Source organism: Lactococcus sp. (genome assembly GCF_036648155.1).
Taxonomy (GTDB): domain Bacteria; phylum Bacillota; class Bacilli; order Lactobacillales; family Streptococcaceae; genus Lactococcus; species Lactococcus cremoris.
This window is the reverse complement of the sequence record NZ_JAVXIY010000003.1, coordinates 71,108-84,478: the sequence shown is the minus strand read 5'-3', so window position 1 is coordinate 84,478 and position 13,371 is coordinate 71,108. Positions and strand designations below refer to the sequence as shown.

The 13,371-nt window shown below is 34.1% G+C and carries 12 protein-coding genes; 7 read left to right on the top strand and 5 right to left on the bottom strand.

Going from position 1 to position 13,371, the window contains the following annotated elements; genetic code table 11:
* The first annotated feature begins 37 nt into the window (after positions 1-37).
* From RSC39_RS03915 to RSC39_RS03885, 7 genes are all read left to right on the top strand, one after another.
* Complete coding sequence (locus RSC39_RS03915; protein ID WP_332535247.1) at positions 38-1,033, top strand: hypothetical protein; 996 nt, start codon at positions 38-40, stop codon at positions 1,031-1,033.
* A 5-nt stretch (positions 1,034-1,038) separates the two neighbouring features.
* Positions 1,039-1,983 carry a hypothetical protein gene (locus RSC39_RS03910; protein WP_332535245.1) on the top strand — a complete coding sequence of 315 codons (945 nt, stop codon included), beginning with the start codon at positions 1,039-1,041 and terminating at the stop codon, positions 1,981-1,983.
* A 70-nt stretch (positions 1,984-2,053) separates the two neighbouring features.
* Complete coding sequence (locus RSC39_RS03905) at positions 2,054-2,548, top strand: hypothetical protein (RefSeq protein ID WP_332535243.1); 495 nt, start codon at positions 2,054-2,056, stop codon at positions 2,546-2,548.
* A gap of 27 nt (positions 2,549-2,575) precedes the next feature.
* Entirely contained in the window at positions 2,576-3,376 is an 801-nt protein-coding gene (locus RSC39_RS03900) for an LssY C-terminal domain-containing protein (protein WP_332535241.1), read from the top strand.
* A gap of 226 nt (positions 3,377-3,602) precedes the next feature.
* On the top strand, positions 3,603-5,384 hold the full coding sequence (locus RSC39_RS03895; protein WP_332535239.1) for a MucBP domain-containing protein: 1,782 nt from the start codon (positions 3,603-3,605) through the stop codon (positions 5,382-5,384).
* A gap of 91 nt (positions 5,385-5,475) precedes the next feature.
* On the top strand, positions 5,476-5,778 hold the full coding sequence (locus tag RSC39_RS03890; RefSeq protein WP_021037633.1) for a metalloregulator ArsR/SmtB family transcription factor: 303 nt from the start codon (positions 5,476-5,478) through the stop codon (positions 5,776-5,778).
* A 100-nt stretch (positions 5,779-5,878) separates the two neighbouring features.
* On the top strand, positions 5,879-7,054 hold the full coding sequence (locus tag RSC39_RS03885; protein WP_332535236.1) for an NADH-dependent flavin oxidoreductase: 1,176 nt from the start codon (positions 5,879-5,881) through the stop codon (positions 7,052-7,054).
* Positions 7,055-7,440: 386 nt separating this feature from the next.
* Here the strand turns inward: RSC39_RS03885 and arcC are convergent, their stop codons facing one another.
* The 5 genes from arcC to RSC39_RS03860 form a co-directional block, all read right to left on the bottom strand.
* Positions 7,441-8,388, bottom strand: coding sequence for a carbamate kinase (gene arcC, locus RSC39_RS03880; protein ID WP_332535234.1), 948 nt, complete (start codon positions 8,386-8,388; stop codon positions 7,441-7,443).
* A gap of 23 nt (positions 8,389-8,411) precedes the next feature.
* Entirely contained in the window at positions 8,412-9,512 is a 1,101-nt protein-coding gene (gene aguA / locus RSC39_RS03875) for an agmatine deiminase (protein WP_332535232.1), read from the bottom strand.
* An 11-nt stretch (positions 9,513-9,523) separates the two neighbouring features.
* The gene (locus RSC39_RS03870; RefSeq protein ID WP_332535230.1) at positions 9,524-10,885 is read right to left on the bottom strand and encodes an APC family permease; all 1,362 of its coding nucleotides are present in this window, start codon (positions 10,883-10,885) and stop codon (positions 9,524-9,526) included.
* Positions 10,886-10,900: 15 nt separating this feature from the next.
* Positions 10,901-11,923, bottom strand: coding sequence for a putrescine carbamoyltransferase (gene ptcA, locus RSC39_RS03865; protein ID WP_332535228.1), 1,023 nt, complete (start codon positions 11,921-11,923; stop codon positions 10,901-10,903).
* Between the two features lie 242 nt (positions 11,924-12,165).
* Entirely contained in the window at positions 12,166-13,098 is a 933-nt protein-coding gene (locus RSC39_RS03860) for a LuxR C-terminal-related transcriptional regulator (RefSeq protein ID WP_332535226.1), read from the bottom strand.
* Between the last annotated feature and the right edge of the window lie 273 nt (positions 13,099-13,371).

Genomic DNA, 13,371 nt, shown 5'->3' with positions numbered 1-13,371 from the left:
AAACCGTAATACAACCAAAATTGGAGTATATAGATTTATGAAAAATTTTTTTATTATCATCTTTGCTGTTTTTACTGTTGGAATTTTAAGCAGCTGTAAAAATTCAAGTAAAGATAGCGTTGATACTATCCCTAACGCTCAGCAGGCTATTCAAGGAGAATGGATTTCATATACTGAAAGTAAGATCACTCTTCCGAAAACGTCTAGTGCTGCCGACGTGCATAAACTGTTAGACTTAACCACATCTACCAGTGAAAAAATCAAATTTGATAAGAACAAAGTCACACTGTCTACTAATGAATATGATTATAAACTAGGACGACAAATTATTATTGGTTCATACAGTTATGATTATAAGTTAGAACAGGGTCAAGACATTTTAAAATTTGATACAACAAGTTCAGATATAAGTGGAAGCCTTTATTATCGAGTAGGAAGTAAACTTGAAAAAGAAAAGACCAAAGAAATTAAAAACAAAGAAGAAAAAGAGAAAAAATCAGTGACTCATTTAAATGACGTTTGGAACTCTAAAACAGACATCATTGAAAAATCACTCAAGGAAGCAATGATTGGAACATGGTCAGGGCACTTCAAATCAGTAGCAACTACTGGTCAAGGTGTGGCTTGGGCACCAGGAATGCAAACATTAACTTTTGATGGTGGAACTAATCTTTCATTTCACGCTTCTTCTGATTCGTTAACAAATTTTGATCAAAAAGTAATTCACAATGCCTATGCTTCTTATCAACCTAATGGAATATTAGGATTAGAACCTTCGGACCATATTTCAGAAGATCCTAAAAAACTTTTGAACATCATTAAAGACCTCACAGCTGAACAAATGTTTAAACGTATTAAATATATTGCTTTTTCTTATGATGTAACAACTGATACTGGCACAATTTCTCAAAGCTTTTCCCCTTCCGAACTTTCATATAAGAACGGAAAATTATCATTTGATACTGCCTTACTCATCACACAATGTGGTGATGAAGGGGTTCAAATTTCTGGAGCTGTTTCTAAAACGGAGTAAAAAAATTGAAAAATAAAATCATCGTAGTAGCTATACTAATAACAACTTTTCTCTCTCTTTCAGCATGTAGCAAACTAACGAAGTCAGAAAGTACACTAATAAAAGGTCAGTGGGAACTTTTACAAGAACCCACACAAGTGACAAGTAATCTCAAACTATTAGATTTTCCAGATAGCAGTACTTCTACCCTTAATTTTACTAAAGTAAAAGACTACAATTTCAATGAAAAAAAACACGAACTAAGTTATCTCAAACGCTATAAATATCAAGTTACCTTCGATAACTCAGGAAATATCTTAACACTGAGCACTAAAAAACAAAAAATAACCTACTATCGGAAAGATTCAATTCAATATAAAAAAGCAATAACTCCGATTAAAAATCGGATGGATTCGGTTAATGAGGTTTGGAAAACGCAAAACCAATCTTTTTTGAAAGAATATGAAGAAGCTATTGCTGGAAACTGGTCAAATGCCAAAGGAAATGCTCAAGTTAATTTAAACCATGATTCGCCAGACCCTGATGCAACCTTATCCATTTCTAACCCTAAATTCCTCTTCTTTGATGTTTCCTTCACTGGAGGAGCTCGCGATAAAACGATGTCTGTCAGCTTTAAAAATAAAAACATTTCTGATGCGATTATAAAACTATCATATTCCGACTTTGACACTCTTTTGAGTCATGGATGGAGTAGCTCTGAAAATCTAATCGCAACAAAAGAAAAATTAAAAGCCCTAACTTTCAGAGATTTATTCATGAAACTAGGAGAAGTGACCTTAACTTATAGTGTTCCCGAATCAAAATTAAGTCAAGATATTAATGTTTCTGCTTATAAAGCTACTGTTGCATCAAATCTCACTCGATTTGATGAGTGCACTATCACAACAAGAGATTGCTCAACTGATAATGAATTCAAGGCTTATCTCACACCCGTAAAAACCACAAATTAATATGACTTCAACTCCATTTTACTTGAAATTACTCATAGCTCTTTTTCTCATTGTGTTACCAATAATCTTTTTGCAAATTGAAAAAATAAGCGCCAAAAAATATAGGACCACTAAAAATATTTCTGAAGAAATTGTTAAGATTAATGAGATTGAAAATCTTGTTTTAGCTGTCCTCGACTCCTGGAATCAAGCAAAGCTTTATCAAAATAGCCAATTTTACAGTAAAAATTTACTGAAAAAACATGATAAACATATCACTCGTAATGAGATGTATGGCAAGAAAGAATCCTTTTTTGATATTCATGTTGAAGGAATAAATAATTTACACCAATATAAGCATAAAATTACTGTAGAAGTATCACTTAAGGCAAAATACTCCCTCTCATATGATGAAAACGGGAGCCTATTATATCTTGTAACTTCAAGATCAATGCCTCGATTTAATCAAATGTTAAAACAACCTTTGCCTGAAAAACAACCGCTTCAAAAAGATGTACAAAAATGGGAACTTATTATGGAAGAAGGTCATTTAAAAGTGAATAAATTTTCTTTAAATCTGAAATAATAAAGTTAATATATAAAAAACAGAAAGGTGATATTAATGGACCAAAAAACCAAAATTATAAATTTTACCGCTCGTACTTTTCGTATTTTAGTAGCAATCGTTTTTGGCTATACTATCTATGATTTGTTTTTCAGAGATATATTAACTCGTAAAATTCATATTTTTATCTACATCGTCACTTGGCTAATATTGTCCTATCTTATTATCCCCAATGTCACAAAAATCATTACGAAAATCTACCTTCCAGAATACTTTATCGGTAGGTCACGAACCTCTGACGGTGTATTAGGAGACTCCGTCAATTTATTAATTGATGGCTCAAAAGAGGAAATCGAAGCCGCTTTTTTAGCAATGGGTTGGATAAAATCAGATAAAATTACTTTGCGGTCTTCTCTCAAAATTATAAAATCAAGCTTATTGCATCAAAGTTATCCAACTGCCCCAATCAGCTCTCTCTTTTTATTTTCTAAAAAACAAGACCTTTCTTTTGAAAAAGAAATTGCCGGAAGTCCTAAACAAAGACATCATATTAGACTTTGGGAGACTCCCAAAGATTATTACCTTCCGGGCGGAGTAAAGTCCGAGTGGGTCTGTGCCGCTTCTTTAGATATTGGAATTCGCTTTTCTTTATTTACAGGGCAAATCACCCATCGAATTGATGAAAATATAGATGGAGAAAGAAATCTCATCGCAAACCAGCTCATTGAACACAATCTAGTTGAAGAAAAAAAGATATACACTCATTTTACCAATCCTTATCGAAGCAGAAATGGTGGCGGAGATAAAATCTCTACGGATGGTTCTTTAGTTTATTTGAAACTTAAATAAACTTTATATGATACCATTGCTTAAATGTAAAAAAAAAGGAAGAATCTAATTTCGTATTCTTCTTTTTTTATCCAATCTACAGCTCTTACAACGACTAAAGTACTTTGGAAATTATTAAAAATTCGCACAAAAATCTAAATTTCTTATTTTAAGAAACGTTTTAGTTGACTGACTGTAATCAATAAGCTACTCTAAAGGTAACAATAACAAGAAGGAGTTAGCCCATATGAATAAGAAATCCCTTATCTCGTCACTACTACTCGCCCTTGCTTTTCTATTTTTTAATGTACAAAAGGTTAGTGCAGCTATTGACTATAATCTATTTAATTATGAATATCCAGTAAGCGCCTACTATCCTAAAAGTTCCGATAAAGCCAATGTCATGGGAAGAATAATTAAAATAAACAATGTGAGAAATGATTATTCTATTTCCATTCCAATGGATTTCAATCAGAACTCAGAAGGAAAGCTCAACTATTTTGGGCTGACCACTTCTACAAATGCTTATTTTACTCATGACTCAGGGAATTCAATCACTAATGCAGGTTCAATTACTGGTCCTGACACTTTGGTTGGGCCTGGACTTCAAAATCCTATCAAATTACCTATTCCTAACAAAACCTTGACTGTTGATGGACAAACTTACTTTTTTAATTATTATGTGGTTCAAGTGGTCACTGCAAAAGTGGTTAGTCCAATCAATGAGATTCCTGGAAATAATTATGCACTGCAACCTTTAGATACTTTACCAGCTAACGCTAATTTTGCTTGGGCTTATTATTCTGATAGCCCTGGTGCTATCATCCATTATAAAACGGAAGATGGTACAGAATTATTAACCTCTCCAACTATTATTGGTGAATCTGGAGATTCTATTCCCACAGAAGTAAGAGACTTCACAGGCTATACTTTAGTATCAATTCCAGAAGCAGATACTTTTAAAAAAGCTCAATTAACAAACTTAAATTATATTTATAAGAAAAGTCCAGTAGCTGGGGCTACAGTAACAGTTAAATATGTTGATACTAATGGGTTCCCTATTTCAGATCCTATTTCACTTTCAGGTAATATCAATCAAGAATATACAACTGAACAAAAAAATATTGCCGGATATACTTTTAAAGAAGTCCAAGGAAATATAAATGGAAAATTTACAACGGAGCCTCAGACTGTTACTTATGTCTATTCAAAAAATCCTATAGCAACTGGAACCGTAACTATCAAGTATGTGGACACCAACGGAAAATCAATTTCTGATGAAATAATAAAATCTGGAAATGTGGCCAGTCCTTTCAGTACCGAACAAAAAAATATTGCCGGATATACTTTTAAAGAAGTCCAAGGAAATACAAATGGACAATTTACGACAGAGCCTCAGACTGTTACTTACATCTACTCAAAAAATCCTATAGCAACTGGAACCGTAACTATCAAGTATGTAGACACTAATGGAAAATCAATTTCTGATGAAATAATAAAATCTGGAAATGTGGCCAATCCTTTCAGTACCGAACAAAAAAATATTGCCGGATATACTTTTAAAGAGGTTCAAGGAAATAAAAATGGAAAATTTACAACGGAGCCTCAGACTGTTACTTATGTCTACACAAAAAATCTTATAACAACTGGAACCGTAACTATCAAGTATGTAGACACCAATGGAAAATCAATTTCTGACGAAATAATAAAATCTGGAAATATAGGTAGTTCATATACTAGCGAGCAAAAGATAATTTCAGGATACAATTTCAAGGAAGTTCAAGGAATCACAGAAGGGCAATTTACAAATGACCCCCAAACTATTATCTATATTTATACAAAAAATCCAACTCCTCAAGTAATTAAAACTTCTAAAATTCCATCTAAAACTTTAGCAGTAAAGACTCTACCAAAAGAAGCTTTACCTGAAACTGGCGATACATTCTCTCCTTTCGCTTTACTTACAGGGAGTCTCTTAATCCTTACTAGTGCTACACTTTATCTTTTAAAGACTAAAAAGCATGAGTAATTTAAAAAGAAGTTATTAATAACTTCTTTTTATTTTTGATTAAAATAATCTTTTATATTGACATATCGCTTTTTTTCGATATAATGGATTTATGGAAAATGTTGAAACTTTTAAAACTCTATCAAATGAATATCGCTTAAAGATTCTCACTCTACTTAAAGAACCCAAGGAACATTTTTCTAATGAAACTAAAATTGATGAAGTTGAAACCGGGGTTTGTGTTGGTGAAATTCAAAAGTTATTGAATTTAACTCAATCAACCACTTCTCATTATCTTTCTATGTTAGAAAAAGATAATTTATTGATTGCTACTAGGATTGGTAAATGGACTTACTATCGCCGAAATGAAGAGATGATTTCCGATTTCAAAAATTTTATTTTAAAGGAATTATAGATAAGCTTCTAGTTTTCTTTTTAAAAGTTTATATCGATATTTCTCGATTTATAGTTTTAACTTTCTCATTTTCTAAATATAATAATAACAGGATAAAATTATGCCAAATCAACTTACTGATCATGTTACCTTGCGTCATGGGGCAACTTTAAATACTCGAATTGTAATGTCACCTATGCAAACTCATTCTGGTTTAAAAGGTGGTTTTGTTTCTGATGATACTATTCATTACTATTCTGCGCGCTCACAAGCGGCAGGCATGTTAATTACTGAATTCCATTATGTTAGTGAGAATGGTGGACCAGCTTATGTCCCAGGATATCCTGAACAATTAGGGGCTTACTCTGATGCTCATCTGGAAGGACTTCGTAAAACTGCACAAGCCTTAAAAAAAGATGGGAATAAGGCAATTCTTCAAATTCACCATGCTGGTCGTGCTGCTGTAGGACGTCATGTCAATGGATTAGATGTTGTCGCACCTAGTGCTATTGATTTTTCTTTCCTTGATTATCCTGTTCGCGAACTTACATTAGCCGAAATTGATGAAATTATTCTTGACTTTGGAAGAGCTACTAAACGAGCAATTGATGCTGGATTTGATGGTGTAGAAATTCACGGAGCAAATCATTATTTGCTTCAACAATTCTTCTCAAAACTTTCTAATCTTCGTACAGATAAGTGGGGTGGGACTCTTGATAAACGGATGGCCTTTCCCCTAGCTGTAGTCAAAGAAGTTAAAGCAATTGTTGATGAATATGCTCCTAAAGACTTTATTATTGGTTACCGTATTTCTCCTGAAGAACTTCACGGAAAAAACGTTGGTTATGACTACAAGGAAGCTTTGACCCTAATTTCCGAAGTCATTAAATATAAACTTGACTATATTCATCTTTCATTATGGGCTGGATATAATTCTAAGCCTGAAAATAGTGAAAAATCTTATGCCCAATTATTTAAAGAAATTTTGGATAATGAAACTAAATTACTAATTGTTGGGGGAATTTTTGAAGAAGATAAGGCCGCGGATGCGATTGAAAACTATGCTGACCTAATTGCCGTAGCTCGTGGAACCTTGCTTGATCCTAACTTTGCTAAAAAGATTATTTCAGGAAAAGGGGATACAATCATCCATAAGATTAGTCCTGAAACAGTGGAGTATTCTCAATTGACTCCTGGACTTCTGGAAGCTTTCAGCCGTGAAGATTCTCTTGGCCTACCTCCTTTACCTGGTGGAGAAACTATCCGTAATTTACATACAGGAAAGTATGATATTTAATTTTTAGACGTTAAAAACAGATTAATAAAAATCTATTGTTCATTTACAGTAGTTTTTTATTTTCGAATTTTAAAAGAAAAAAAGTCTCTGAACTAACAGAGACTTTTAGGAACTTCAATATCCGAGAAGCTCCGTAGAATTTGCTTATGTACCCCAACGCTAAGAGGTACTTTTATATTATAACACATATATAAATGACATTACAAATCATACTTAGTTTTTACGTTATTTATTTTATTGAGTTCTTTTTTCAACATAAATTACATCACCTCTAAATGAGCGTACTTTTTTAGTTTATTGGATCAATTATCCCATATTTGTTTTTGATATGTAAAAAAAGAATATCCTAAAAAATCAAAGCGACATTTTTACGAAATTATCCCACATCAATCTGGTACAATGCGTGTTCCAGCACCTGTTTTTACAAAATTTTCAACATTTTCTAGTGAAGTAATTGTTGCGTGCTTTCCTGTATTTTCTACAAAGGCAACAGCAGCAGCAACTTTTGGTTTCATAGAACCAGCGGCAAAATATCCTTCTTCCAGATACAGACGCATTTCACTGACGGGAACAACCCCAAGTGCTTTTTGATTAGGTTTCCCGAAATTTAGAAAGACATCACCCACTGAGGTAAAAATAACTAATTCGTCAGCATCCACAAGCTCTGCCAATTTTGCCGCAGAAAAATCTTTATCGATTACTGCTTCAACTCCTTGATAGCCCTGATTACTTTCAATGACTGGAATCCCTCCACCACCAGATACAGTGACTAATGCCGCTGCTTCTAACAAGGGTTTAATCGCATTGGCTTCGACAATTTTAAGAGGCAAAGGTGATGGAACAACCCGACGATATCCCCGTCCAGAGTCCTCAATCATTTTCCAATCTGGATATTTTTCTTGAATCCCTTTGGCCTCATCTTTACTGTAAAAAGGTCCAATAGGTTTTGTCGGATTTTTGAAAGCTCCATCTTTAGGGTCGACGACCGTTCTTGTTACTACTGAAACAAATGGAACTTCGGACATTCCATTATTAGCAAGGGCTTGTGTAAAAGCCTGAGCCATCCAATAACCAATTTGTCCTTGAGTCATCGCAACTGCTGTATCGAGAGGCATAGCTGGATTTTTAGGAGAATCATTTTCAAGTTGTTGCAAAAGCAAATTACCAACTTGTGGACCATTTCCGTGAGTGACGACCATTTCAACATCATTGTCTTTTATTAAAGGCATTAATTGTTCAGCGGTTTTATTAAGTGCCTTAGCTTGCGCTTGTGCTGTAGGGTCACTGCTTAAAATAGCATTCCCTCCTAAAGCTACTACAATACGTTTTGCCATTTTATTTCATGTCCTCTCTAATACTATTTGGCTTTCGGTTGTTGTTGTGTAATACAGTGAATATTTCCGCCGCCATAGACTACTTCAACTGTATTTACTCCAACAATTTCACGTTCTGGGAACATTTCTTGAACTTGTTTTAAAGCCAGAGCATCATTTTCATCACCATATTGAGGGACAATAACTCCTTTGTTAGTAATTAAAAAGTTCATATAGGAAGCAATACAGATATCCCCATCCTCACGAGGCAAAGTTCCTTCAACTGTATCAATCTTAAATTCTTTTTTAATCGTGACATTATTTACTGGGCAGGTCAATTTATGAACTTTAAGTTGACGACCTTTAGCATCTGTCATTTGATTTAATCGTTTATAAGCATCTTGGGCTGCTTCATAAAATGGTGATTTTTTATCATCAGTATAAATACAAGCAACTTCACCTGGAGCTACAAAACAAGCAACATCATCCACGTGCCCATTTGTTTCGTCTGGGTCAATTCCATCACCTAACCAAAGTACTTTTTCAACATTCAAATGAGCTTTAAGTTTATTTTCAATGTCTTCTTTACTCATATGAGGGTTACGTCCTTCAGATAAAAGACACATTTCTGTAGTTAAAACAGTCCCTTCACCGTCAACATGGAATGAGCCACCTTCGAGCACAAAATCATCGGTCCGATAGGAATCAACATGTTCTAACTCGCAAATCTTTTGGGCAACTAAATCATCTTGATCCCAAGGAAAATAAAGTCCATCAACCAAACCACCCCAAGCATTAAAAGTCCAGTCATTAGCACGAAGTTCGCCCTTATCATTAATTACAAAGCTTGGCCCACAATCACGTACCCAAGAGTCGTTATTTGAAACTTCAAGCACGCGCACATGTTCAGGAAGTTGATAACGAGCATTTTGATATTGTGCTTGTGAAACGAGCATGGTAACGGGTGTAAATTTACTGATGGCTTTTGCGACATTAGTAAAAGCAATTTGAACTGGTTTAGCTCCATCCCGCCAATTATCTGGACGTTCAGGCCAAATCATAAATATTTGATTTTGAGGTTCAAATTCACCGGGCATTCTAAATCCATCTTCTTTAGGTGTTGTACCAATAATACGTTTAGACATTTTTTTCTCTCCTATTTTTGTATTTTTTTAACTTTAATAATCAGTTCTCCAATAATGATAAAGATAATCGCTCCAATTGTAATTGGCAATTGTTCTGTCAAGGAAGCTTTATCATATTGCAAAGGCACTGCTGTGAATATCAATGAAATAATAATGATAATCATTGGCAAAGCCATATAGACTTTCAGCATACTAGAACTACCACTCACTTTAAACGGACGTGGTTGATCAGGATCAATCTTGCGCAACTTATAGAATGCTGGAAAGACTGGAATATAGCTCAATAAAAATAGAACTAGATTCAATGAGAAGAAAGACCAGAATAAATCTTGATTTGGTAGTAAAGGTGCAATAACAACAATAAATGTCGCTACAATTCCGTTCATCAAAGCTGCTCCCCAAGAAATCCCATTAGAAGCACGTCGTTTTGAAAAGAATTTAGGCATATCCCCATTATCAGCAGCATAACTAGCGATATTATTGACCCCTTGTGACCAAGAAACCATATTCCCAACAAGAGTTAACAAGAACAGAAAGGCTATCAAACTAATAAACCAACCAGTTGGTGTTCCTAACATTACTTGAAAACTATCTACTAAACCGGAACTTGTTGAAAGTTTATCCGTTGGGATGGCAACACCAATCCCAAACGCAGAAAACATGTATATTGCTGCAATGACAATTCCACCAATAATGATTGATTGAGGAATTTGTTTTTTGGGATTTTCCATGCTGTCTGCAAATGTACAAATGACCTCAAAACCTAGTAAATTAAAGATGATAACTGAGATAAATGATAAACTATGCAAATCAAAACTTGGGAGTAATGATGCCAAAGTATAATGATTGGCTACTCCTTTGGTTAAAGCTGAATAAACTCCCAAACCTCCCAGTGCTAATGCTAAGAAAACCTTTATTACCGCACCACCATTAAGAATCCAGACACTATCACTTACTGGGTATAGACTAATCAAAACAATAACCCAGATGAAAATTAATTCAATTAACAGCGAGATACCAGTATTTAACTGAAAACCAAACATTGTGTGCAACAAATCGGGACAAAGTACCGCGAGTGATGCCATCCATAAGGGAAAATTTACCCAATAAAACCAAGAGGCCCGTGAACCCCAGCGATGTCCAAATGCTTTTGTAATCCAATCATAAAGACCACCTTCCCCAGTATATGTTGTCCCAAGTTCAGATGTAATTAAACCATAAGGTAAGAGAAAGGCAACGATGAGAACAATCCACCAAAAGAACTGTGAGTTACCAATGGCAGCAACGGGTGCTGCTGCCTCGGCAACAAAAACAACACAAATGACAGAAAGAATAGCACTAAATAGACTAAATTTTTTCTTTCCATTTTCCATAAATGATACACTTTCCTATTTTTCTAAGTAGGCTTCTAAATCGGACTTAGCTTCGGCTTGTGCTTTCAAATCATAAGGATTTTTTTCAGCATAGTCAGACATCAACCAAACAAGAAGAGCACGGATAGAGGTCAAACGATTTTCTGCTTCATCAAAACAAATTGAATCTGAACCATCGATAACCGTATCAACAACTTCTTCACCTCTGGATGCTGGTAAGCAATGCATGAATTTTGTATGAACCCCTGCTTTGGCCATCATTTCTGGAGTGACTTGGTATTTAGGGAAGAAAATAGCTAAACGTTCTTCTTCTGATAATTCTGCATCATATAAACCATACCAAACATCTGTGTAAAGGAAATCTGCCCCAACAATTGATTCCTCGTCATCTGTGACTTCAAAAGTCCCTCCAGAAACTTCACAGTTTGCAGCTAGTTTTGCTTGATGTTCTTCATTTAGTTGGTAACCCTTTGGTCCAAAATGTACAAAATGCATTCCCATTTTAGTAGCGATTAGTCCTAACGAGAAGCAAACTTGAGTTGCATCTCCAACAAAAACAACTTTACAATCTTCCAATTTTTTACCCGCTGGTAAATGTTCAATCATTGTTGTCAAGTCACCAATTTCTTGTGTTGGGTGATTATAGTCAGACATCCCGTTAAGAACTGGAATTGTTGTGTGTTTTGCTAGGTTATTCACAGATTCATGACGGTCAACACGTGCCATTATGATATCGAGTAGACGAGAGAGAACTGTACTCGTATCTTCTATTGTTTCATGTCCACCAAGTTGAATTTGACCAGGAGCGAGATATTCTGCATGTCCTCCTAATTGAGTCATCGCTGTTTCAAAAGAAACACGAGTACGAGTTGAGGTTTGTTGGAAAATCATTCCCAATGATTTGTTTTTCAAAAGTGGTGGATAGTAGCCATTTTTAATTGCTGCTTTAATTTTTAGACCGAGCGTCACAATATCAAGAATTTCTTCTTTAGTGTAGTCTTCTGTTGTGATGAAATCACGTTTGTTAGTTGTTACCATTTTGTTTATTCCTCCTGAATAAAATAGTTATTTGACTTCCCACTTGGGAACGATTTCAGTATAACAAGGTTGATTTCTTAAAACAATCAACTCGAGGATTTAATCTTTTTAAAAAGCAAAAACCCCTTTGCTACCAAGGGGTTGAGTCAAAAGGTTTAGGAGGGTTTAGTGCTTTTTCAAACGCTTTCTTTTTATAAATAAATAAATAAATAAAACTCCATTCAAAAAATGGAGCTTTTAAATTATTGACTAAGTTCTGATTTTTCATATGCTTCCCAGACTTCGCAAACTTCCGAACGTCGTTCGACTTGAAGCTTTATAAAAATATTATGAGTATGAGTTTTGACTGTTCCTAATGAAAGATATAACTGATTGGCTATTTCTTGATTGTGTTTACGTTGTAGGAGCAGTTGAAGAATTTCTCCTTCTCTTTGGGTAATTCCATATTTATCCATAAATCTATCGAAATAATATTGTTCTTCCTCATAAACGTCTGTCGAATCATGAACAGCACTTATTAGGTTTGCCTTCTCTGCAAGTGGAACTTCTTCATTTTCAGTTTGATAATTAGATAAAAAATATTTGATAGCTATAATACACAAAGAGATATGGAAAAGATCTTCTGATACATTTCGGTTATGAATTTTAAGCATGTTGGTATGATAAATATCTCTAAAATAAATAATAAATGTATCTTCCACCACTATGGATAGTCCAAAGATGATGGCCATTATGCCAATCAGCCTCGTATATTTCCCTAAAAAACTGCTTTGCTTAACCTGTCGATAGTGACATAATAAATAAATGCCTAGATAAACTGTCAAGAGCTGACTTGGTAAATAATACAACCAAACTTTTAAAGCCGAGTTGCTCATGAATGGAACGGCTATTAACCATAGGGCAAAACCGATATAAAGTCCGTATTGGTAAGCTTTAACTTTTTCTTCAAATAAATCAGTCACTAATTTTAAGGCGATACCAAAAGTTGCCAGATAGTAAATCGTTTTAATAATTGGATTGACCATAAATTGTCGATTATAGTCATTTGCAAATATTTGAAAAGTTTCGGACATGGTCACAATTAAACCATTTAAAATAAGTAATAAAAAATAAAGACTTATCAGTAAATAATTCCTTTTGCGTTCTTTAAGATATAAACTGAGCGAAAGTGACATCACAAGTGTGTATAAAATTGTTAAAAAAGTAGTATAAATATAATTTAACATCATTGGATTAGACCTACTTATCATATTATCATACTCATATCATATCATAAAAATGCAAAATTAGAATATTTTTATAAGCTATCCTCTAATCTTAAGGAGACAAAGCAATCATTGTTTTTATCTAAAAACTCTTAAATAAAAAAATGTCCAGAAATTAATCCTGTACATTTTATTTTTATTTAGTTCAATCATAAAAAGTTACTGACAGTTTTTTCATCAGTA

Coding starts and splice junctions, on each gene's coding strand:
- RSC39_RS03915 (WP_332535247.1), top strand. CDS start 38: ATGAAAAATTTTTTTATTATCATCTTTGCTGTTTTTACTGTTGGAATT.
- RSC39_RS03895 (WP_332535239.1), top strand. CDS start 3,603: ATGAATAAGAAATCCCTTATCTCGTCACTACTACTCGCCCTTGCTTTT.
- RSC39_RS03890 (WP_021037633.1), top strand. CDS start 5,476: ATGGAAAATGTTGAAACTTTTAAAACTCTATCAAATGAATATCGCTTA.
- RSC39_RS03885 (WP_332535236.1), top strand. CDS start 5,879: ATGCCAAATCAACTTACTGATCATGTTACCTTGCGTCATGGGGCAACT.
- arcC (WP_332535234.1), bottom strand. CDS start 8,388: ATGGCAAAACGTATTGTAGTAGCTTTAGGAGGGAATGCTATTTTAAGC.
- aguA (WP_332535232.1), bottom strand. CDS start 9,512: ATGTCTAAACGTATTATTGGTACAACACCTAAAGAAGATGGATTTAGA.
- RSC39_RS03870 (WP_332535230.1), bottom strand. CDS start 10,885: ATGGAAAATGGAAAGAAAAAATTTAGTCTATTTAGTGCTATTCTTTCT.
- ptcA (WP_332535228.1), bottom strand. CDS start 11,923: ATGGTAACAACTAACAAACGTGATTTCATCACAACAGAAGACTACACT.
- RSC39_RS03860 (WP_332535226.1), bottom strand. CDS start 13,098: ATGTCACTTTCGCTCAGTTTATATCTTAAAGAACGCAAAAGGAATTAT.